The sequence below is a fragment of the Staphylococcus nepalensis genome (assembly GCF_002442935.1).
GTDB classification, from domain to species: Bacteria; Bacillota; Bacilli; order Staphylococcales; family Staphylococcaceae; genus Staphylococcus; species Staphylococcus nepalensis.
The window spans coordinates 2,058,975-2,082,027 of the sequence record NZ_CP017466.1; the positions used below are offsets into that span (position 1 = coordinate 2,058,975).

General features: G+C 34.7%; 22 protein-coding genes. 10 read left to right on the top strand and 12 right to left on the bottom strand.

The features are described from left to right. The first annotated feature begins 29 nt into the window (after positions 1-29). Genes BJG89_RS09780 through BJG89_RS09790 form a run of 3 tightly spaced genes read left to right on the top strand, consistent with a single transcriptional unit; the run spans position 30 to position 2,832 of the window. Positions 30-605 (top strand): ECF transporter S component, encoded by a 576-nt coding sequence (locus BJG89_RS09780; protein ID WP_096810415.1) that lies wholly within the window; start codon positions 30-32, stop codon positions 603-605. A 12-nt stretch (positions 606-617) separates the two neighbouring features. After that, entirely contained in the window at positions 618-2,033 is a 1,416-nt protein-coding gene (locus BJG89_RS09785; RefSeq protein WP_096810416.1) for an ABC transporter ATP-binding protein, read from the top strand. Then, positions 2,026-2,832, top strand: coding sequence for an energy-coupling factor transporter transmembrane component T family protein (locus tag BJG89_RS09790; RefSeq protein ID WP_096810417.1), 807 nt, complete (start codon positions 2,026-2,028; stop codon positions 2,830-2,832). The genes BJG89_RS09785 and BJG89_RS09790 overlap by 8 nt, the downstream gene beginning before the upstream one ends. A 437-nt stretch (positions 2,833-3,269) precedes the next feature. Here the strand turns inward: BJG89_RS09790 and purD are convergent, their stop codons facing one another. From purD to purE, 11 genes are read right to left on the bottom strand one after another with little or no spacing between them, the layout of a single operon-like run. After that, on the bottom strand, positions 3,270-4,508 hold the full coding sequence (gene purD / locus BJG89_RS09795) for a phosphoribosylamine--glycine ligase (RefSeq protein ID WP_096810418.1): 1,239 nt from the start codon (positions 4,506-4,508) through the stop codon (positions 3,270-3,272). Between the two features lie 23 nt (positions 4,509-4,531). Then, positions 4,532-6,010 (bottom strand): bifunctional phosphoribosylaminoimidazolecarboxamide formyltransferase/IMP cyclohydrolase, encoded by a 1,479-nt coding sequence (gene purH / locus BJG89_RS09800; RefSeq protein WP_096810419.1) that lies wholly within the window; start codon positions 6,008-6,010, stop codon positions 4,532-4,534. A 15-nt stretch (positions 6,011-6,025) separates the two neighbouring features. After that, on the bottom strand, positions 6,026-6,592 hold the full coding sequence (gene purN / locus BJG89_RS09805; RefSeq protein ID WP_096810420.1) for a phosphoribosylglycinamide formyltransferase: 567 nt from the start codon (positions 6,590-6,592) through the stop codon (positions 6,026-6,028). 2 nt (positions 6,593-6,594) lie between these two features. Continuing rightward, positions 6,595-7,623: a phosphoribosylformylglycinamidine cyclo-ligase gene (purM, locus tag BJG89_RS09810; protein WP_096810421.1), complete on the bottom strand. Its 1,029-nt coding sequence runs from the start codon at positions 7,621-7,623 to the stop codon at positions 6,595-6,597. Further along, positions 7,616-9,103: an amidophosphoribosyltransferase gene (purF, locus tag BJG89_RS09815; RefSeq protein WP_096810422.1), complete on the bottom strand. Its 1,488-nt coding sequence runs from the start codon at positions 9,101-9,103 to the stop codon at positions 7,616-7,618. The genes purM and purF overlap by 8 nt, the downstream gene beginning before the upstream one ends. Next, positions 9,082-11,271 carry a phosphoribosylformylglycinamidine synthase subunit PurL gene (gene purL / locus BJG89_RS09820; protein ID WP_096810423.1) on the bottom strand — a complete coding sequence of 730 codons (2,190 nt, stop codon included), beginning with the start codon at positions 11,269-11,271 and terminating at the stop codon, positions 9,082-9,084. Before purL ends, purF begins: the two co-directional genes overlap by 22 nt. Further along, a complete protein-coding gene (gene purQ / locus BJG89_RS09825) occupies positions 11,264-11,935 on the bottom strand; it encodes a phosphoribosylformylglycinamidine synthase I (protein ID WP_096810424.1) in 672 nt (223 codons plus the stop codon). The genes purL and purQ overlap by 8 nt, the downstream gene beginning before the upstream one ends. Beyond that, a complete protein-coding gene (purS, locus tag BJG89_RS09830) occupies positions 11,935-12,195 on the bottom strand; it encodes a phosphoribosylformylglycinamidine synthase subunit PurS (protein WP_096810425.1) in 261 nt (86 codons plus the stop codon). The genes purQ and purS overlap by 1 nt, the downstream gene beginning before the upstream one ends. A 2-nt stretch (positions 12,196-12,197) precedes the next feature. Then, positions 12,198-12,899 (bottom strand): phosphoribosylaminoimidazolesuccinocarboxamide synthase, encoded by a 702-nt coding sequence (gene purC / locus BJG89_RS09835; protein ID WP_096810426.1) that lies wholly within the window; start codon positions 12,897-12,899, stop codon positions 12,198-12,200. Then, the gene (purK, locus tag BJG89_RS09840; RefSeq protein WP_096810427.1) at positions 12,899-14,032 is read right to left on the bottom strand and encodes a 5-(carboxyamino)imidazole ribonucleotide synthase; all 1,134 of its coding nucleotides are present in this window, start codon (positions 14,030-14,032) and stop codon (positions 12,899-12,901) included. Before purK ends, purC begins: the two co-directional genes overlap by 1 nt. Further along, on the bottom strand, positions 14,019-14,501 hold the full coding sequence (purE, locus tag BJG89_RS09845) for a 5-(carboxyamino)imidazole ribonucleotide mutase (protein ID WP_096810428.1): 483 nt from the start codon (positions 14,499-14,501) through the stop codon (positions 14,019-14,021). Before purE ends, purK begins: the two co-directional genes overlap by 14 nt. Before the next feature lie 204 nt (positions 14,502-14,705). Here purE and folD point away from each other — a divergent pair, with 204 nt between their 5' ends. From folD to rihC, 7 genes are all read left to right on the top strand, one after another. Further along, positions 14,706-15,563 carry a bifunctional methylenetetrahydrofolate dehydrogenase/methenyltetrahydrofolate cyclohydrolase FolD gene (folD, locus tag BJG89_RS09850; protein ID WP_096810429.1) on the top strand — a complete coding sequence of 286 codons (858 nt, stop codon included), beginning with the start codon at positions 14,706-14,708 and terminating at the stop codon, positions 15,561-15,563. Between the two features lie 589 nt (positions 15,564-16,152). Continuing rightward, a complete protein-coding gene (locus BJG89_RS09855) occupies positions 16,153-16,470 on the top strand; it encodes an immunoglobulin-like domain-containing protein (RefSeq protein WP_096810430.1) in 318 nt (105 codons plus the stop codon). 267 nt (positions 16,471-16,737) lie between these two features. After that, positions 16,738-17,859 (top strand): cytochrome aa3 quinol oxidase subunit II, encoded by a 1,122-nt coding sequence (qoxA, locus tag BJG89_RS09860; RefSeq protein ID WP_096810431.1) that lies wholly within the window; start codon positions 16,738-16,740, stop codon positions 17,857-17,859. Next, a complete protein-coding gene (gene qoxB / locus BJG89_RS09865; RefSeq protein ID WP_096810432.1) occupies positions 17,859-19,847 on the top strand; it encodes a cytochrome aa3 quinol oxidase subunit I in 1,989 nt (662 codons plus the stop codon). The genes qoxA and qoxB overlap by 1 nt, the downstream gene beginning before the upstream one ends. Then, complete coding sequence (gene qoxC / locus BJG89_RS09870; RefSeq protein WP_096808058.1) at positions 19,837-20,442, top strand: cytochrome aa3 quinol oxidase subunit III; 606 nt, start codon at positions 19,837-19,839, stop codon at positions 20,440-20,442. Before qoxB ends, qoxC begins: the two co-directional genes overlap by 11 nt. Further along, positions 20,439-20,729 (top strand): cytochrome aa3 quinol oxidase subunit IV, encoded by a 291-nt coding sequence (gene qoxD / locus BJG89_RS09875; RefSeq protein WP_096808059.1) that lies wholly within the window; start codon positions 20,439-20,441, stop codon positions 20,727-20,729. The genes qoxC and qoxD overlap by 4 nt, the downstream gene beginning before the upstream one ends. Positions 20,730-20,888: 159 nt before the next feature. Next, a complete protein-coding gene (rihC, locus tag BJG89_RS09880) occupies positions 20,889-21,797 on the top strand; it encodes a ribonucleoside hydrolase RihC (protein ID WP_096810433.1) in 909 nt (302 codons plus the stop codon). A gap of 69 nt (positions 21,798-21,866) precedes the next feature. Here the strand turns inward: rihC and BJG89_RS09885 are convergent, their stop codons facing one another. Next, a complete protein-coding gene (locus BJG89_RS09885; protein ID WP_096810434.1) occupies positions 21,867-23,045 on the bottom strand; it encodes a serine hydrolase domain-containing protein in 1,179 nt (392 codons plus the stop codon). Positions 23,046-23,053 lie beyond the last annotated feature (8 nt).

A 23,053-nucleotide genomic window follows, 5' to 3' on the forward strand; every position in this document is an offset into this window, starting at 1 on the left:
GGTTGTGCGTTTTTTTTGGAGGAGAATTTATGTCAAAGGGTTTAAAGCTATCAGAAATTTTAGTAACTGTACTTATAGCAGTTGTCTTTGCGCTTATTTATAATATATGGACTTTAGTTTATAAAGCTGTGCAGGTTTCAGGTCTTCATCTTGAAGAGCTCACATATGGCGCCTGGTTTATGGCAGCTATTGTGGCTTATTTAATTATACCGAAAGCTGGGATTGCTTTATTAGCTGAATTTGCTGCAGGCGCTGGAGAGACGATTGTTATGGGTAGATTTGATATTCCCACAATAGTATATGCGTTGCTTCAAGGATTAGCATGTGAAGTTATTTTTGCTGTTTTTAGATATAAATCACGTTCTGCTATGGTAGCAATATTAGCAGGCCTTTTAGCCTCTATCTCTACACTTCCACTTGATTTTGCATATGGATATTTAGGAGAAATTGTTGGGTGGAATTTAACACTATATATCGCCTTTCGTTTAATTAGTGGTATTGTAGTTGCTGGATTATTATCTTATTATATCGTAAAAATATTAGATCAAACCGGTGTAACTAAATTATTTAGACCTGCAACCCAAAAAGATTATGACAATTTATAAGGAGCATGAAAGTTGATAGGAATTGAAAATCTACGATTAAAATACCCAAATGGGATTAAGAAAATATTCGACCATTTTTCACTAAATATACAAGATAAAGAAAAGCTACTTATACTTGGTCCATCTGGTTCAGGCAAAAGCACCCTACTTAATGTTTTAAGTGGTATTGTGCCGAATCTAATCGACTTACCCATGAAATACGATAAATTAGAAATTGATAGTAATTGCGGAGTTATTTTTCAAGACCCTGATAGTCAGTTTTGTATGCCAAAAGTATATGAAGAACTCGCTTTTGTTCTAGAAAACTTGCAAACACCTCGTCAAGAAATGGATGCGCTGATCGAATCAGCACTTGACTCTGTTGGTCTGAGTGTCAACAAAAATCAATATATCAACAATTTAAGTGGTGGCATGAAACAAAAGTTAGCTATTGCAGAAACATTACTTCAACAAGCAGATACACTCTTTTTAGATGAGCCTACTGCAATGTTAGATGTAGAAGCAACTGTTGAGTTATGGGATAAAATTAAATCATTGTGGCAAAACCAAACAGTTATCATAGTAGAACATAAAGTAGAACATATATGGCAACACATAGATCGTGTCATATTATTAAATTATGATGGAGACATCATAGCTGACGCGATGCCAGCTGAAATACTTAACAACTACGAACATCTATTATCTGAGTATGGCGTGTGGCATCCTAAGGCATGGAGTAGAGCACCCAAACCAATCGAGCTCGATCACAACCCAGAAACAAATAATAAGATATTCACTTTTGAAAAAGGCATCATTAAAAGAAGAAAACGATCACTTATCAATATTCCTAAGCTTGAGATTACGCAAGGAGAATGGGTTACCATCACTGGTCCAAATGGTACAGGTAAAACATCACTATTAGAATCAATGATGCAACTAATTAGATATGATGGTAATATGTTTTTCAATCACAAAAAGCTCACTAAAATTAAAGACGCTTCCAAAAATATGTACTTAGTATATCAAAATCCAGAGCAACAATTTATTACACATTCAGTTTTTCAAGAAATTTTAATTCAAAACAAATCAAATTATCGTTCAAAAGCAGAGGCTGACGAAAAAACCAACACATTGCTCCGTTTGTTAAATTTAGAAGCTGTTAAAACGCAACATCCTTATGAATTATCTATTGGCCAAAAAAGAAGGCTAAGCGTAGCAATTGCTTTAAGTTCTTCATCCGATTTTATTTTATTGGATGAGCCTACTTTTGGTTTGGATAGTCACAATACCTTTAACCTAATCAAATTATTCCAACAACGTGTGAAAAATGGTCAATCTATTATAATGGTGACACACGATTCAGAAATTATTTCACGCTACCCTTCACGAAGATTATATGTGGAAAATAAGCGAATACTTGAAATCGAAGGTGATAAACATGTTTGAAATGTGGAAAAAACATTATTCCTTCATAGATGACGTGAATATCATTACTAAATTAACATTAGCCATTATTTTGTTTTTTTATATTATTTTTGTACATCAATTTGATTATATGGTTTACATTTGTTTATTAATGTTTATATTTTTATTACTTTTCAATGGTATAAAATTCAAAATTACATTAGCGTTTATTTTATTTACGATTATCTTTAGTTTAATTTCAGCACTATTTATGATTTTTTATGGCGACGGCACCCACATTCTATTTAAATTCGGATTTATTCAGATTAGTGTAGAAAGTTTAGTTAGAGGGCTTCATTTAGCATTACGTACAACAACCATATCATTCTTTGGTATTTTAATAGCATTTACATCAGAAATTGTTATGGTTTTTTATAGTCTCATGCAACATTTAAAAGTTAAACCAAAAGTTGCGTATGCTTTTATGGCTGCTATTCGAATGGTGCCATTAATGATTAGTTCTCTCGTACAACTTAGAAAATCCCTAAAAATGAGATATCAAATCATATCTAAACAAAATTATAATTTTTTAAATCGCATGAAACATCTTATTATCCCACTTTTAAGCCAAAATATTAGAAAAGCACATCAATTAGCTGTAGCAATGGAAAAAAAAGGGTTTAAAGATGGACCACGTACGTATTATTATTACGCGCCTTTCTCGTATAAAGATATTCTATTAATTATAATTGTCATCATTATTTTAATTGTTGCTTATTTTTTAGCACAACAATTACCTATTACAGGTATAAACGATGTCAGAATAACAAATATTTATTAACCATTACCTTTACTAGATCCAAAATTCGTTATTATCCAATTTTTAAAGCTAAGACAAAACTTAAACCACTTTGTCTTAGCTTTTTTCAATCTAACTACTTGGGTTAAATAATACATTTTTAATAAATTGCTATTCAGCCCTTTATATATTATATGTATTCATTTTAAAATAAATTGTCCAATCATAGCCATTGTAAAACAACATTTAACGTTTTAATAAAATCAAAACGAGACTACTCATCTCCTTTAGAATATAGGAAATCAGTAGCCTAGCTTATACTCTAATTTAATAAAGATATCAAAGCGTTCTAGTCGATAAATAGACTTGAATATACTGCGATATTATCAATAGATAACTGGTGTAAAAATGTGCTTATACTAAACCTTGAAGTTAATTTAGATTTCAGTATACGTCTATTTTAATGTGATAACATCAGCTTATTTAATTGCTTTATTACTAATGTCTTTGCGATAAAATAACGCTTCACTTTTTATTTTTTCTACAGCCTTATATGCATTTGCTTTCGCACTAACGATATCATGGCCCTCTCCGAGCGCTAATATAACACGGCCACCACTTGTAACGAAGTTATCTTTATCTTTTTTTAGACCACTAACAAAATAATTTCCATCTAAATTAAACCCAGACACTATTTTACCTTTTTCGTATTTACCTGGGTAGCCCTTTGAAGCAAGCATTACACCTACGATAGACGCATCTTTCCATTTAAATGTAATTTCTCTTTTAGCTTCTAAATCTAAAATATGTTGCATTAAATCGCTTTCCATTCGGGTTAGCAATACTTGCGCTTCTGGATCACCAAACCTCGCATTAAATTCGATTACTTTTGGGCCTTCATTTGTTAAAATCACGCCAATATAAAGTACACCGAAGAACATGTACCCTTCTTTATACATTGCTTGTGCGATAGGTTGAGCAATCTCTTGATTTGTACGTTCAAGTATCTTCTGATCGATATGTGGTACTGGGCAATACGCGCCCATTCCACCAGTATTTGGCCCTTTATCTTCATCAAATGCGCGTTTATGGTCTTGTGCAATACAATCGAATGGCACGACATAATCGCCGTTTACAAACGTCATTAATGAAAATTCTTCGCCTTCTAGGAATTGTTCAAAGACCACTGTACCTAACTCTTGTGAGTACAATAAATGAACCGCTTCAACCGCTTCCTCGTAATTTTCTGCAATAATAACACCCTTGCCTGCTGCTAAACCATCTTTCTTTAATACAACTGGGTATTCGCATGTTTCAATATATTGTAATGCATCAAACTTATTCGTGATTTCTTTATATTCTGCAGTAGGAATATTATATTTTTCCATTAACTGCTTTGCGAATAATTTTGAACCTTCAATCTGTGCTGCTGCTTTATTTGGACCAAACACTTTGATTTGTTTTGCCTGTAATTTGTCAGCTAAGCCATCCGTTAAAGGTTGTTCTGGTCCTATAATAACCCATGAAATGTTGTTTTCGTTAGCAAATTCGACAATTCGGTCATGTTCTGTTTCTGCTATTTCACTATGAACCTCTGCAATGTCTGACATTGCATCATTACCTGGAATTGCAAAAATTTTATTTACTAGTGAAGATTGGTTTAACTTATGCACTAAGATATGTTCTCTTCCACCTGTGCCAATAACTAGTACTTTCATAAATGGTTTTGCCTCCAATGTATTTAGTGTTTAAAATGCCTAACGCCAGTAGTTACCATTGCTATACCATGTTTATTTGCCATATCAATTGAATCTTGATCTTTAATAGACCCGCCCGGTTGTATGATTGCTTTAATACCATGTTGTGCTGCAAGTTCAACTGTATCATCCATTGGGAAAAATCCATCTGATACCATAACGACTTTGTCATTTATCTCAATCGCACGCTCAATAGCGATTTTAGCTGAACCTACACGATTCATTTGACCAGCGCCAATACCAACTGTTTGTTTATTGTTACATAAAATAATTGCATTACTTTTAACAGATGCGATGACTTTCCATCCAAGTAACATCGCATCCCATTGTGCCTCAGTAGGAGTGGCTTCAGTAACAACAGTCAAATCATTACGATGAACCACGACATTATCTTTATCTTGTACTAAATAACCACCAGAAACAGAAACAATCTCTTCTTCATTATTGTCAATTGTCATGTTAATTTCTAATAGCCTTATATTTTTCTTCTTACTTAAAATTTCTAACGCTTCTTGTGTGAAATGAGGTGCAATAATCACTTCTAGGAATATGCTGTGTAACGTTTCTGCCAATTTAGTATCAACACTTCTATTTAAAGCTACAATACCGCCAAAAATAGATTGGCTATCTGCTTCAAAAGCATATTGATATGCTTCAAATATTGTTTCACCAACGCCTACGCCGCAAGGATTCATATGTTTAACTGCTACGGCTGCTGGCGTTTCAAATTGCTTAACAAGTGAAAGCGCTGCATCAGCATCTTTGATATTATTGTAACTCAATTGTTTGCCATGTAATTGCTTAGCGCCACCTAGTGTGTGATTAGCTTCAGACGTGCGAACAAAAGATGCTTTTTGTTGTGGGTTTTCACCATATCTTAAACTTTCTTTATTATTTTTAAAGAAGTCAACTATTGCAGTATCATATTGATTTGTATGTTCAAACACCTTAATCATTAATGATTTTCTATAAGACTCATCTAATTGATTTACTTTCAATTTTTCGATAACTTCATTATAGTCTGCTGGATGTACAACAGTAGTTACATGTTTATAGTTTTTAGCTGCCGCACGCAACATAGTAGGACCACCAATATCTATATTTTCGATTGCCTCTTCTTCTGTAACATCTGGTTTAGCAACCGTTTCTTTAAATGGATATAAGTTAACTACAACGATATCTATCAAATCAATGTGCTGTTCTCTGAGTTGTTCTAAATGTTCTGGTTTATCACGATCTGCTAAGATACCACCATGAACAGCCGGGTGTAGTGTTTTTACTCGACCATCCATAATTTCATCGAAATGCGTTAATTCAGAAATAGATTTGACTGTAATATTCGCTTCAACTAAAGTGCGCATTGTACCACCAGTTGAATATAACTCATATCCTAATTGTTGTAATGATTGAGCAAATGCGACAATGCCCGTTTTATTAGATACACTTAAAATTGCCTTTTTCATTTTTATTGGCACCTCTTATTGAATAATTTTCGAAATAACTTCTGGATATAATGTATGTTCTAATGCTTTAATTCTTGTTTCTAATTGCTCTTTTGTGTCGCCCGGTTTAATATCACATGTACGTTGTTCAATAATTTCTCCTGTATCCATCCCACTGTCTACATAATGTACTGTCGTACCTGTAATACTTTCTCCACTATTTAAAGCTTGCCCAACCGCATCTTTGCCACGATATTTGGGCAATAGTGAAGGATGGATGTTAATAATACGTTTTGGATACGCGTTTAAGATGTTTGCGCCGATTAATTTCATATATCCCGCTAAAACGATCCATTCTACCTTTTCAGCAGTTAACCATTCTATTATTTTACGTTCATAATCTGCTTTAGAATCAAAATTTTTAAGTTCGTTAATATGTACATCTAAATTGTACTTTCTTGCACGCTCTATACAATAAGCATCCACTCTATCTGTATATAAAGCAGTCACTTCAATTTGAGGTAATTTGCCTGCTACAACTTGCGACATGATACTTTCAAAATTACTTCCTGATCCTGAAGCAAAAATGGCTATGTTAGTCACTTTTATACCCCCATTAAGCGAATTGGCTCTTCGCCTTTAACTATTTCTCCGATTTTATAAGCATTTATCTGTTCGGCTTTTAATGCATCCAACACTTTAGATTCATCCTGAGCATCTACAATTAATGTAAAACCGATACCCATATTAAACACGTTATACATTTCTTCTTTTGTTATATCACCCTGGTTTTGTAGCCATTCGAATATTTTCGGCGTCGGGAACTGCGTTACGTCAATCATAGCAGTTACACCGTTTGGCAATGCTCTAGGTATATTCTCAATAAATCCGCCACCAGTGATGTGTGTCATGGCATGTATTTGTATTTGTTTTTTTACTGTTAATACAGGTTTGACATACAAGCGTGTAGGCTCTAGAAAAACATCTAAATACGTGCGATCTACATCAAATTTATCTTGTAAATTAACACCAGATTTTTTAATGATATTTCTAACTAAACTGTAACCATTTGAATGTATCCCACTCGATTCAAGTCCAATAATCACATGACCTGGTTTTACCGTAGAACCATCTATATAAGCCTCTTTTTCAACTGCACCTACTGCAAAGCCAGCTAAATCATATTCACCTTCGTGATACATTTCTCCCATTTCTGCAGTTTCACCGCCGATAAGCGCTGTATTCGTTTCTTCACAACCGTCGCTAACCCCTTTGACGATTTGTTCTATCACTTCTGGAATTACTTTGTTTGTAGCAATATAATCTAAAAAATATAAAGGTTCTGCACCAGTCGTTAAAATATCGTTAACGCACATCGCAACTGCATCGATACCAATCGTATCGTGTTTGTCATTATCAATTGCTAACTTTAATTTAGTACCAACGCCATCGGTACCTGAAACGAGTAACGGCGCTTTCATATTTAATTGAGATAAATCAAACGTAGCACCAAAACCGCCTAATCCACCTAATACTTCTTTTCGCATTGTTCTTTGAACGTGACTTGACATACGTTCAACTGCTTCATATCCTGCGTTAATATCAACACCTGCTTGTTGGTATGCTTTAGACATTTAAATTACCCTCTCTATCAAAGTATTGTTTATGATTTGCTAAATATTCTTTTTGGCGTTCGCTTAAATTTTCAAGATAATCCTTTTCATAATCATAAAGACCAGCAGGGTAATCACCAGTAAAGCTTTCCACACATAGCCCCTTGTATGGCGCGTCTACTTCAAGGCCGATAGAATCGATTAAGCCATCTACTGTTAAATAAGCTAAAGAGTCAGACCCAATGTGATTACTAATTTCTTCTGGTGATTTGTTCGCTGATATAAGTTCAGCTGTTGTTGAGACATCTATGCCATAAAAACTTGGAAACATAAACTCAGGAGAAGCTATACGTACATGCACTTCATTTGCGCCAGAATCTTTAAGCATCTGAACGATGCGTTTACTTGTAGTACCTCTTACAATTGAATCATCTACCAGTACAATATTTTTGCCTTGCACAATATCTTTTACAGCTGATAATTTAACTCTCACGCCTTGTTCGCGTAACTCTTGTGTCGGTTGAATAAACGTGCGTGCTACATATTGATTTTTCACTAAGCCCATTTCATAAGGTAAACCACTCTGCTCAGCATAACCTGAGGCTGCTGAAAGCGAGGAATTGGGGACGCCAATAACCATGTCTGCATTTTCAACTGGGCTTTCTAAAGCTAATTGCTTACCTGATTGTTTTCGGATTGCATGAACATTTTTTCCTGCGATGGTAGAATCTGGTCTAGCAAAATAAATATATTCCATAGCTGATATTGCTGTATTTGTATGTCTCGTATATGATTCCACGCGAATACCTTCGTCGTCGATAACAACATATTCACCAGCATGAATATCTCTCACAAACTCTGCACCTAAAACATCAATAGCGCATGTCTCACTTGCAAGGATATATGAGCCTGTTTTCATCTTGCCTACTACTAATGGTCTGATAGCATTTGGATCAACAGCACCATATAAAGCATCTTTTGTTAACAATGCAAATGTAAAACCACCTTTGATTTTACGTAAACTCTCTTGTAATGCCGCTTCAAATGTAGGCGCTTTACTTCTACGAATTAAATGCATAATTACTTCTGTATCTGATGAAGAATGGAAAATAGAACCTTGATGTTCAAGCGATCTTCTTAAACTTTGTGCGTTAATTAAGTTTCCGTTATGACAAACTGCAACGCTCATATCGTAAAAATGATATAAAAATGGTTGAATATTTTCTATACCTTTATTACCTGATGTTGCATATCGTACATGGCCAATCGCATGTTGATAGGATTTAAATGATTCTAATTGTGTGTCTGAAATAGCCTCAGTCAAAAGACCAAGTCCTCTTTCTCCAATAAGTGTCTCTCCATTTGAACACACCATTCCTGCGCCCTCTTGACCTCTATGTTGTAAACTATGTAGCCCCATATAAGTCAGTTGTGCTGCTTCATGGTGATTCCAGATGCCAAAAACACCACACTCTTCGTTTAATCCGTTGTAGTCATACATTTAGGAATAGCTCCTTCCCATAGTTCATTCAATTCATTAACATCACGTGTTACTTTAGTATTTTTGTTAGAAACTACAAATTTTCCATCTTGTGTAAATGACCCAACCTTGATTGCGCAATCAAGATCTAATGATTGGTTCTCTTTTACGGAAACAATATAACGCCCTTGCGTTTCGCTGAACAGTTGTTCATTCGTAAGCGCTAGTTCTACTTCTAGCCCTAATTGATAATGCGCACTTAAACGAGCAAACGTCATTAATAATCCGCCTTTTCCAACTGTTTGAACATGAGAAGCTACACCGTTACGAATTGCAGTTTTAATTGCTTCACCTTTACGTACCTCACCTGATAAATCTATCGCTTCAAATTCATGATTTACTTTACTATATAGCAATTTCTCAATTTGACTGCCACCAAAATCATCATTTGTATCACCCACGATATAAAGTGTGTCGCCTGCTTTTGGTGAGAAATCAGTTAAATAATCAATGTCTTCAATTAATCCAACCATACCAACTACTGGTGTTGGGAATATTGACGTTTCTTTTGTTTCATTATAAAGTGAAACATTTCCAGACACTACTGGCGTACTCAATATTTCACAAGCTTCTGACATACCTTTTGTAGAATCAGCTAATTGTTGATAAATTTCCTTTTTCTCTGGCGAACCGTAATTTAGGCAATCAGTCATAGCTAAAGGCGTAGCACCAACAGAAATTAAATTGCGATACGCTTCTGCAACAACCATTTTCCCCCCTTCATAAGGGTTGTTGAACACATAACGCGCTTCACCGTCAATCGTAGATGCGATTGCTTTATTAGTGCCTTCTACTCGAACTACAGATGATTGTAATCCTGGTTTCACAATTGTATTAGCACCGACTTGTTGATCATATTGTTCATATAAATATCGCTTTGAAGCAATCGTTGGATGTTGTAATAAACGTTCAAATACATCTTCTACATCAATATGACTGTAATCATTCTTACTAGCATTATATTGTGGCGCTACTCCTTCTAAGACATAAACAGGCGCTTCATCAGATAAAGGTTGAACAGGTATATCAGCGAAAACGTCGCCTTTATATGTAAGTACAAAACGATCTGTATCTGTCACCTCTCCAATTACAGCGCTATCTAATTCATGTTTATCAAAAAGGTCTAAGAATTTGTCTTCCGTACCTTTTTCTACTACTAAAAGCATGCGTTCTTGTGTTTCTGATAACATCATTTCATACGGAGAAATACCTTGTTCTCTCGTTGGCACCTTCTCTAGTTGTAAATGTAAACCGCTACCACCTTTTGCTGCCATTTCTGAAGAAGATGACGTCAAACCGGCTGCTCCCATGTCTTGGATACCTACCAATTCTTCGAAAGTTATCGCTTCTAAAGTTGCTTCCATTAATTTTTTACCAACAAATGGATCACCAATTTGTACTGAAGGTCGCTTACTTTCACTATCTTCACTTAATTCTTCAGATGCAAAAGTTGCCCCGTGAATACCATCACGTCCTGTTTTTAATCCAACATAGATAACTGAATTTCCGTTACCTTTAGCGGTGCCTTTTTGAATTTTATCGTGGTCAATAATACCTACACACATAGCATTTACCAATGGATTACCATCATATCTGTCGTCAAACTCTATTTCACCAGCTGTTGTTGGTATGCCAATACAGTTACCATAACCACCAATGCCAGCTACCACACCACGTAATAAGCGACGATTTTGCTTTTCTGTTAATTCGCCAAAACGTAAGCTATTTAACAAATTAATTGGTCTAGCGCCGATTGAAACAATATCTCTGATAATACCCCCAACACCAGTGGCAGCACCTTGATACGGTTCTACAGCTGATGGATGGTTATGAGATTCAACTTTGAAAACTACCGCTTGATTATCCCCGATATCAACGACACCAGCACCTTCACCAGGCCCCATTAATACATGTTCCCCTGATGTTGGGAATTGAGTTAAAAACGGCTTGGAATGTTTATACGAACAATGTTCACTCCACATTACAGAAAAAATACCAATTTCAGTAAAATTTGGCTCACGTCCTAAAATTTCACAAACTTTGTCGTATTCTGCCTCTGACAAGCCCATATCTTTGTATAATTTTTCTAATTTAATTTCTTCAACACTCGGTTCGATAAACTTAGACATTTTGTTCCCTCCAACTATTCACCATTGCTTCAAATAATCTTACGCCACTGTCTGTTCCTAATATAGTTTCAATTGCACGTTCAGGATGAGGCATCATACCACAAACATTACCTTTTTCATTTACAATTCCTGCAATATCATTATACGAACCATTTGGATTATCCATATATTTTAAAATAATTTGATTATTCGCTTCTAATTTGTCATACATTTCAGATGTGCAGTAGTAATGTCCTTCGCCATGTGCTACTGGATAAACAACAACCTCATTCTCACTATATAAATTTGTATATGGCGTTTGGTTATTAACCACTTTCAAAGACTCATTTCGGCTTACAAATAAATGTGAATCATTGTGCAATAAAGCGCCAGGGAGTAAACCAATTTCAGTAAGTATTTGGAAACCATTGCAAACACCTAATACTGGTTTACCTTCTTCTGCAAAACGTTTCACTTCTTCAGTAATAGGAGCAACACTTGCCATGGCACCTGATCGTAAGTAGTCACCAAATGAAAAGCCTCCAGGAATAAGCACACCATCATACCCCTCTAACGATATATTCCTATAATCTACATACTCCGCTTGGACTCCTGATTTTACTGCTGCATTATACATATCTCTATCACAATTGGAACCTGGAAATTTTAGCACTGCAAATTTCATTATGCTTTCTCTCCTTCTTCCAATACTTTATAGCTATATTCTTCAATTACTGTATTTGCAAATAGTTTTTCACTTAAAGTAGTAACAACGTTATGTACCGCAGCATCTGTCGCTTCATCTACTGTCATATATAGTACTTTACCAACACGAATATCATTCACTTGTGTGTAGCCTAAATCATGTACTGCACGATTTAACGCTTGTCCTTGTGTATCTAAAACCTGTGGTTGTAATGTGATATGCAATTCAATTGTCTTCATTTTTAAAGTTCCTCCAATTTATTAAGAAAAGTTTGATAAGTTTCTATGATTGAGCCAGTATCCTCACGATAAACATCTTTATCGAAGTTAGTATCACTGTATTTATCCCAAATACGGCATGTGTCTGGTGAAATTTCATCTGCTAAAATAATTTGACCACTTTTATTTCGACCAAATTCTATTTTGAAATCGACCAATCTCAATTCCATTTCATCCATTAATTGAACTAACACAGCGTTTATTGCTTTTGCTGCATTTTTTAATAATTCAATATCTTCTTCACTTGCTAAATGTAATAATTGGATATGATCTTCTGTAATTAAAGGATCATTTAAGTTGTCATTCTTATAGAAGAATTCCACAAGCGGGCTTTCAAATTCATGTCCTTTTTCAAACCCTAAACGCTTAGTGATAGAACCTGCAGCGATATTTCTCACTACTACTTCCAAAGGGATAATATCAACTGATTTTACAAGTTGCTCCGTTTCTGATGTCTGCTCGATAAAATGACTCTCTATACCACGTGCTTTAATAAAATTGAAGATTCTAGAAGTAATTTGATTATTCAAGCGTCCTTTACCTTCTATATAATCTTTTTTTGCACCATTACCTGCTGTCACTTCATCTTTATATTCGACACGAAGTACACCAGGTTGCTCTGTTGAAAAGATTCGTTTAGCTTTCCCTTCATATAATAAAGACATTATTTATGTCTCCCTTCAAAATGATTTAACAAAGCCTGTTCAGTTTGATCTACATCATTCGTTAGCATCGTGAGATGTCCCATTTTTCTATCAGGCTTACGGTTTATTTTTCCATATATGTGTACATGCCATTCAGGATGGTCCCCAAACTCATTTTCTAGTAAATCTAAGTCTCTACCTAATAAGTTCATCATTACGCTAGGTTTTAATAAATTAATCTTTTCTGGTAGGCGTTGACCTGTAACCGCCAATATATGTGTATCAAACTGCGAATAATCACACGCTTCTATGGAATAATGTCCAGAATTATGCGGTCGTGGTGCAATCTCGTTTACAAATAAATGATTGTTTGAATCTATGAAAAATTCCACCGTAAATGTCCCAATAAAGTGTACATGTTCAATTATTTTTTCAACTTCATTTCGCGCCTCTTGTTCTTTTTGGACATCGACACGTGCAGGAACAATCGTCTTAAATAATATTTGATTTTGATGTTCATTCTCTTGTAGAGGAAAATAAGTAATTTGGTTATTATTACCAATTGTTACTGTAAGCGAAACTTCCTTTTGCAAATCTAAAAATTGTTCAGCAACACATTCTTGCTTTTCAACTAATACTTTTGCTTTATTCAAATCTGATTCATTAGTAATAAGTGCTTGACCTTTGCCATCATAACCACCAAATCTTGTTTTTATGATAAATGGAAAACCAATTTCTTCTATAGCACGAGTTAAATCATTTGGGTCTGATAACTTTATAAATGGCGCTATTTGCGTTTGAGCATTTTGCAACGTTTGTTTTTCAACTAATCTATCTTGTAATAATTGAATCGCTTGGTAACCTTGAGGAATATTATATTTAGAGACTAGCGTTTGTAATTGACTAGCCGAGATATTTTCAAATTCATAAGTGATCACGTCAGACAATTCACCTAATTGCGCAAGTGATTGTTCGTCATCATAGTTGGCATTTATAAATTGATGTGCTACATATTGACACGGACAATTTTCATCAGGATCTAGCACAATGACTTTATAACCCATCTTCTGTGCTGATTGTGCCATCATTTTCCCTAATTGTCCTCCACCGATAATGCCAATCGTTGATCCAAATGGTAATTTACTGAAGTTCATGTTGCATTTCACTCACTTTCTCAATCAGTGATTTTTCGTAATTTTCCAAATTCTTTTGGATATCTTTATTACCAATACTGAGCATTCTGGCAGCTAAAACACCTGCATTTTTAGCTCCTGCTTTACCTATAGCTGTTGTCGCAACTGGAATACCGCCTGGCATTTGTACAATAGACAAGAGAGAATCCAAACCTTTTAAACTTTTAGATTCAATTGGCACGCCTATGACTGGTAATGTTGTCATTGATGCAACCATACCTGGTAAATGTGCTGCACCACCTGCTCCAGCAATAATGACGTCGTAACCATTATCTCTGGCTCCTTTAGAAAACTCATACATTAATTGAGGCGTACGATGTGCTGAAACTACTTTCTTTTCGTACGGTATTTCTAGTTGTTCTAACATTTGGCAACTTTCTTTCATAGTCTCCCAATCGGAAGAACTACCCATTATGACTACCACTTTCAAAATGAACACCCTTTCAGAAATTTGAAATGTTATGACTATTAGATGTATATTACAGATATAGCATAACAACTAAAAAACGCTTTTTCAATCAAAAATCGAACTTTAAATTTAAAAAAACATTAAATTTACGTCTTTTGGTTGAAAAACGTGGTGTTATTTATGTTAAAGTTAAGTAAAGTTCATACATTGGAGGAGGATTTTTTCATGGTCGCAAAAGTTTTAGACGGGAAACAAATCGCAAAGGATTACAGACAAGGTCTAAAAGACCAAGTCGAAGCTTTACAAGCGAAGGGTTATACACCAAAATTATCAGTTATTCTTGTAGGTAATGATGGCGCAAGTCAAAGTTATGTGAATTCTAAAAAGAAAGCAGCAGAAAAGATCGGTATGATTTCAGAAATTGTACATTTAGATGAATCTGCTTCAGAAGAAAAAGTTTTAAGCGAACTTAAACGCTTAAATGAAGATGACAGTGTAAGTGGTATTTTAGTTCAAGTACCACTACCAGAACAAGTAAGTGAACAAAAAGTTTTAGAATCAATTAATCCAGCTAAGGATGTTGACGGGTTCCACCCTGAAAATATTGGTAAACTTTATATCGACCAACAGACTTTCGTTCCTTGTACCCCTCTAGGTATTATGGAATTACTAAACCATGCTGATATTGATTTAGAAGGAAAAGATGCAGTCGTCATTGGTCGTAGCCACATTGTTGGTCAGCCAGTATCGAAATTATTATTACAAAAAAATGCTTCAGTTACGATTCTTCATTCAAGAACTAAAGACATGCATCAACATTTAAAAAATGCTGATGTTATCGTTAGTGCTGTAGGTCGTCCAGGGCTTGTAACTAAAGATGATGTAAAAGAAGGCGCAGTTGTTATCGACGTAGGAAACACACCGGATGAAAATGGCAAATTAAAAGGTGATATTGCATACGATGAAGTTAAAGAAATAGCAGGTGCTATTACACCAGTTCCAGGTGGTGTTGGCCCTATGACGATTACAATGGTATTAAATAATACACTTATTGCAGAAAAAATGCGTAGAGGTATCGAATAATACGCTTTTTATTTGAATAAAAATAAATGGGCCCGGGTCATAAATAATGCTTGGGCTCGTTTATTATATAGACAATAGATAACATACAAAGTGTCACTTCTAAATAACACTTTTAAAACATTAATTCTCTAAAGTGCGTTTTCTTTCATATCATTTTAAATTCTTATATGTTTGGATAACAGAAGTATTACAAATAAAAAATGTCAATTAACATATAATAAATTGATAATGAATATAACAAAATGGCTTATAATTATAGCAAGCGCAACTTTATATAAATTCACAGTAACGCATCTTGAAATGTCTTTTTATAATAAATTCACTTCTATCTACTGAAAACTTACTAACATTACAACACAGTTTTATAAACAAAATAATTATTTTCTTCTTATTAGATTCATATATGAACGTTTGCCAATTTCTATCACTATATGCGAATTATTACATTTAATTGAATTTTTTCTGAAAATTATAACTGAATTTACACTTCTACGTTATATTAGGACTATAGTACGATGTTTTATCATCTAAAATAAAATATAGTGTAATTAAGATAAAATTAAATGACGCTCATACGGAGGTTTACGTTATGAACAAATTACTACAGTCATTATCAGCATTAGGTGTCTCTGCCACACTCGTTTCACCTAACCTTAGCGCAGAAGCTACAGAAAATTCTATACCTGAGTTAAAAGGAACGAACGATATAGTAATAGATAAAGGGAATAACTACAATCTATTAAATGGTGTACGTGCGTATGATAAAGAAGATGGTGACTTAACGCATAAAATCATAGTAGATGGTCAAATTAATACAGATAAAAAAGGAAAATATAAAGTTGAATACAAAGTAGAAGATTCAGAAGGCGCTACAAATAAATCTGTAAGATATATCGAAGTAAAATAAACGAAATTATTCATACATATCTGATTATAATATTGAGTGCTAATCAGTAAGCAAATAGTGTGAAATTATCCTATCGCCTTAAATATGACACTTTTCACAAAATGTACACATAATTTTAACAAATCTTTAAAAGCCCGTCAGACGTTGAGTTTGTTGGGTTTCTTTTAATTTTACAATATTTTTTTTTACACAAACACTTGTAAATATTGCGTAATATCTTAAAATTGATGGTAAGCCCTACAATTGTAGTATTAGGAGGTCAAAAAAGTGTCAAAATTTAAGTCTTTGCTTCTACTCTTTGGCTCACTAATTGTACTTAGTGGCTGTTCCAATGTAGAAGTTTTAAACCCAAAAGGGCCGGTAGCAAGTGACTCGAAGTTCTTGATTATTTACTCAATCATCTTCATGCTTGTTATTATTGCCGCCGTGCTTATCATGTTTGCTCTGTTTCTATATAAATATAGATTACACAAAACAGACGAATCTGGTAAGATGCACCACAATTCTTTAATTGAAACAATTTGGTTTGTTATCCCGGTAATCATTGTTATCGCTTTAGCTATTCCTACAGTAAAATCACTTTACATGTATGAAGAAACGCCGGAAAAACAAGACGATCCCCTTGTTGTCTATGCAACAAGCGCTGGTTATAAGTGGTTCTTCAGTTATCCTGAAGAAAAAGTTGAAACTGTTAACCACTTAACCATACCTAAAGATCGACCTGTTGTCTTCAAACTCCAATCAATGGATATGATGACAAGTTTCTGGATTCCACAGTTAGGTGGTCAAAAATATGCGATGACTGGAATGACAATGGATTGGACTTTAACTGCTAGCGAAGAAGGAACGTTCAGAGGACGTAACTCAAACTTCAACGGTGAAGGATTCGCTCGCCAAACATTTGATGTCAATTCAGTTAGCCAAAGTGAATTTAAGGATTGGGTAAAAGATGCTCAAAGTCAAAAGGAATTAGATCAAGATACTTTTGATAAACAACTTTTACCAACTACTGAAAACAAAAACTTAACTTTCAGTGGTACGCATATGGCGTTTGTTGATCCAGCAGCTGATCCTGAGTATATTTTCTATGCTTATGATCGTTTCAATTACGTACAGAAAGATCCAAATTTTAATACACCAAAAGAAATAAAAGAGGACGTATTAGATAAACCTAATAAACCTGCACGTAAGCCACAAATCACAAACGCAAACTACGAACGTCATGGTATGAAAGCTATGATTCTAGGCAATAATGAACCATATAATAGTGAGTTTAAAGATGAAGAATCACATAATATGGACGAAATGGAAAAAATCTCAGAAGGTGCTAAAGACGAACAAGCATCAGAGTCTGAGAAAAAAGACCATGAACATGGAGGTGGACATTAATGAATTTCCCATGGGATCAATTGCTCGTTCAAGGTAACTGGATGATTACAATGGCACAAATTGGTGCACCGTTCGCTATCATCGCAGTGATCGCAGTAATTACTTACTTTAAATTGTGGAAATATCTATACAGAGAATGGTTCACATCTATTGACCATAAAAAAATCGGCGCTATGTATTTAATCTGTGCTGTATTAATGTTCGTGCGTGGCGGTATTGATGCCTTAATGATGCGTACACAATTAGCAATTCCAGATAATACATTTTTAGAAGGAAACCATTATAATGAAGTCTTTAGTACGCATGGCGTAATAATGATTATCTTTATGGCAATGCCTTTCATTTTTGGTTTATGGAATGTTATTGTACCTTTACAAATTGGTGCAAGAGACGTTGCATTCCCTGTATTAAATAACGTAAGTTTCTGGTTATTCTTCTCAGGTATGTTGTTATTCAACTTATCATTTATAATCGGAGGCTCACCTGCAGCTGGTTGGACGAACTACGCACCACTCGCAGGAGAATTCAGTCCAGGACCTGGGGTCAACTACTACCTTATCGCAATACAGATTTCTGGTATAGGTACCCTAATGACTGGTATTAACTTCTTTGTAACAATACTTAGATGTAAAACACCTACAATGAAATTTATGGAAATGCCAATGTTTACGGTTACTACTTTCATTACAGCATTAATCGTTATCTTGGCTTTCCCAGTACTAACAGTGGCATTAGCACTGTTCACAACAGATAGAATCTTCGATACTGCATTCTTTACAGTCGCAAATGGCGGTATGCCAATGTTATGGGCTAACTTCTTCTGGGTATGGGGGCACCCCGAAGTTTATATCGTTATCCTGCCTGCATTCGGTATTTATTCAGAAATTATTCCAACATTTGCTCGTAAACGTCTGTTCGGTCACCAAAGTATGGTATGGGCAACAGCAGGTATCGCATTCCTTAGTTTCTTAGTTTGGGTTCACCATTTCTTCACAATGGGTAATGGTGCATTAATTAACTCATTCTTCTCAATCACAACCATGCTGATTGGTATCCCAACCGGTGTTAAATTATTTAACTGGTTATTCACTTTATATCAAGGTAGAATTACGTTTGAATCGCCAATGTTATTTGCGCTAGCATTCATCCCTAACTTCTTACTTGGTGGTGTAACTGGTATCATGCTTGCAATGGCAGCAGCTGACTATCAGTACCATAATACGTACTTCTTAGTAGCACACTTCCACTACACGTTAGTAGCTGGTGTTGTATTTGCTTGTTTAGGTGCGCTCATATTCTGGTGGCCTAAGATGACTGGATTTAAGTTAAACGAAACATTAAACAAATGGAGTTTCTGGTTATTTATGATTGGATTTAACGTTTGTTTCTTACCTCAATTCATCCTTGGATTAGATGGTATGCCACGTCGTTTATACACTTATATGCCAGAAGACGGCTGGTGGTTGTTAAACGCAATCTCTACTGTCGGTGCGCTCATGATGGCATTAGGCTTTATGTTCTTAGTTGCTAGTATCGTATATAGCTTCTTCAAATCACCACGTGAAGCTACTGGTGATAACTGGTACGGTTTGGGACGTACATTAGAGTGGTCAACTGCTTCAGCGATGCCACCTAAATACAACTTTGCTGTTACACCAGACTGGAATGACTATGATACATTTGTAAATATGAAAGAACACGGTAGACACTACTTAGATAATCACAACTACACTGATATCCATATGCCAAATAATACGCCAGTTGGTTTCTGGATGGGAATTTTCTTCACAATCGGAGGCTTCTTCCTTGTCTTTGAAACAATTATTCCAGCTGTTATTTGCTTAATAGGTATCTTCGGTACTATGATTTTCCGCAGTTTCCAAGTAGACCACGGTTATCATATCCCAGCTTCTGAAGTAGCAGAAACCGAAAAACGTTTACGTGAAGCACGTATAAAAGAAAGGGAGGCTGTAAGTCATGAGTCATGATGCAAACACTATTGATCAACGTTCGCATGAAGGTAATTTAAATAGACTTGGCTTTTGGATATTCCTTACAGCAGAAGTCTCACTATTCGGTACGCTATTTGCAACCCTATTAACACTTCAACATGGTGGAGACTATGGCGGTAAAATGACGACTGAAATGTTCGAATTACCCCTCGTTTTGATAATGACATTTGCGTTATTAATTAGTTCTTATACTTGTGGTATTTCTATTTACTATATGAGAAAAGAAAAAGCAAAATTAATGACGATTTGGATGATTATCACTTTATTATTTGGTGTTGTCTTCGTAGGATTTGAAATTTACGAGTTTGCACACTACGTATCAGAAGGTGTTAACCTAACAATCGGTTCTTATTGGTCTAGTTTCTTTATACTTTTAGGAACACACGGCGCCCACGTCTCATTAGGTATTATTTGGATTATTTGTTTATTAATCCAAGTTGGCATGCGTGGACTAAATAAAGACAATGCGCCTAAGTTATTTATAGTAAGTTTATACTGGCACTTCTTAGATGTTGTTTGGATCTTCATCTTTACTGCCGTATATATGATAGGGATGGTGTTTAGCGGATGAATACAATTGTAAAACACACAGTAGGCTTTATTGGCTCAATCGTTCTGACTCTTTTAGCAGTATTCGTAACCCTATACACATCAATGGCACTTAATGCTAAGATTACAATCATCTTTGGCTTTGCTTTTATACAAGCTGCAGTACAATTATTAATGTTCATGCACTTAACTGAAGGTAAAGACGGAAACGTACAAGGGTTTAAAGTTATATTTGCGCTTATCATTACTTTAATTACTGTTATCGGTACTTATTGGGTAATGCAAGGTGGACACTCAAGCCACTTATAGCTCAAGCAAAGGCTTCTCGAAAGAGAAGCCTTTTTTATTTTATTTATTAACCTCCCTTTTCATTTTTGGATGATAGTTTGCTTTTTAACATTTTATTCGAGAAAAGTTGTAGAATATAATTAATAAGGTAACTTACGCAATAGGAGGATTAAAAATTTGATGAAACAACCAATTATTATAGATACAGACCCAGGCATTGATGATGCAGCAGCAATAAGTATTGCTTTAAATCATCCCAACTTCGATTTGAAAATGATTACTACAGTTAACGGTAATGTAGGAATTGAAAAAACAACTGCCAATGCGTTAAAACTCAAACAATTTTTCAATAGTAATGTCCCTGTACATAGAGGTGCATCTCAACCACTACTTTCAGAAATAGTTGATGCAAGCGATGTACATGGTGAATCAGGTATGGAGGGTTATATTTTCCCTGAAATAGCGGAAAGTGATTTAGCATCTACGCATGCTGTTGAAGCTATGAAAAATGCTTTGCTAAATAGTGATGCGCCGATTACGCTTGTCCCTATTGGACCTTTAACAAATATCGCATTGTTACTTACGACTTACCCAGAAGTAAAAACATATGTTAAGGAGATCGTATTAATGGGCGGTTCGGCATCTCGAGGTAATGTGACCCCTTTAGCTGAGTTTAATATTTACTGTGATCCCGAAGCTGCTCAAATTGTCTTTAATTCTGGATTGCCATTAACAATGGTAGGCTTAGATGTAGCAAGAAGTTCTAGTTTAACGCACGATACTATAAATGAATTACAATCCATAAATGACACAGGTAATATGCTACATCAACTGTTCAAACACTATAGAGGAGACGATTTTGAAAAAGGTATTAACGTTTACGATGCATATACCATCCTATATCTTCTTCATCCTGAAAATTTTGCGGTTCAAGAAGCTGATGTGCAAATTGAAACAAACGGCAAACTGACTAAAGGTGCTACAGTAACAGATTTCAAATCACATTTCCCTAATACATCAGTAGTTCTGTCAGTACAAGCAAATATCTTTAAACAAATGTTTATCGATGCCTTACAATACTGTAAATAAATTCGTATTAATAAAAAAAGCATCCAACGATTCATTTTATTAGAATCATTGAATGCTTTTTTTATTTTTTTAGTATGGTTGCTTTACTTTATTATATGACCCACCCTGTTGAAGTATATCAAAGTAAATATGCTTCATTTTCTGCTCGTTACTTGTTTTTCCGTTTTCGTAATTTGTAGCTAAAACGATAATATAATTATCATTAAAATATACAGTAAATATATTTCCATAAAAAATACCATTAATTCGATTTTTATCTGCAAAAGAATAAAAACCATAACGATACGCTTGAGGGTATTGTATAGTTAAACTTTCGTGGATAAAAGGTCTCGTAATCGTCGCATTAAAAATTTTATTTTTTTGTAGATTTAAAACGACTTTCCCCATGTCGTAAGGCGTCATATAAAGGTTGCCTGCCCCATCATATTGACTTAAAGTGTTAGGATTCTGTTTGACGCGCTTTCCAGTACTTTTATCCTTTTTATAACCAGTAGCCATATATTTTTTAAAATTTGAATCATTATACCGGCCCGTATATTTTAAATTATAGGGTTTCACTATTCTATCGTTTAAATTTTGAGTATACGATTGATATGTAACTGCTTCTATAACTTCTGACAATACTAGATAATTGGCATCATTGTATTGATATTGATTATAATATAATGGGTTAATATCTCTTTTTATTATTGCATGTACAGCTTCGTCTAAGGTTTTTAATTTTGGGTTAGCTTGATATTTATATAAACCGCTTTGATGTAACATCAACTGCTTTAAAGTGACAGGGTATGCTAATTCAAAATATGGTAGATATTGCTTCACGGGTGCTACCATACTAATTTCACTTTCAGTTTCTAATTGTTTTAACATAAGCCCTGTCATAAATTTTTGTGCGGAACCTATCAAAAACATTGTATTAGCCGTATTAGTTTCATTTTTTTCAAAATCTTTAAATCCATAACCCTTATTTAGACTTAATTGACCTTTTTTAAAAACTGTTACAGTACCATTAAATTGGCCTTCCTCTAAGTATTGATCTATTTGCTTCATTTGTGAATCACTGTGATCAACCACTGTTTTTAATTCTTTTTCCTTTTTAGTTGTTTGTTTTTTATTTACCTTTTGTGAAGCATGAGTAGGATGCATAGCGTCTTTAGTCTGTTTATCATGTCTGTAACTATACACCCCTACTATTATAAAAATAAAAATGATCATAACAATAATTAATTTGAACTTGTTGACTTTCATCTAGCTGC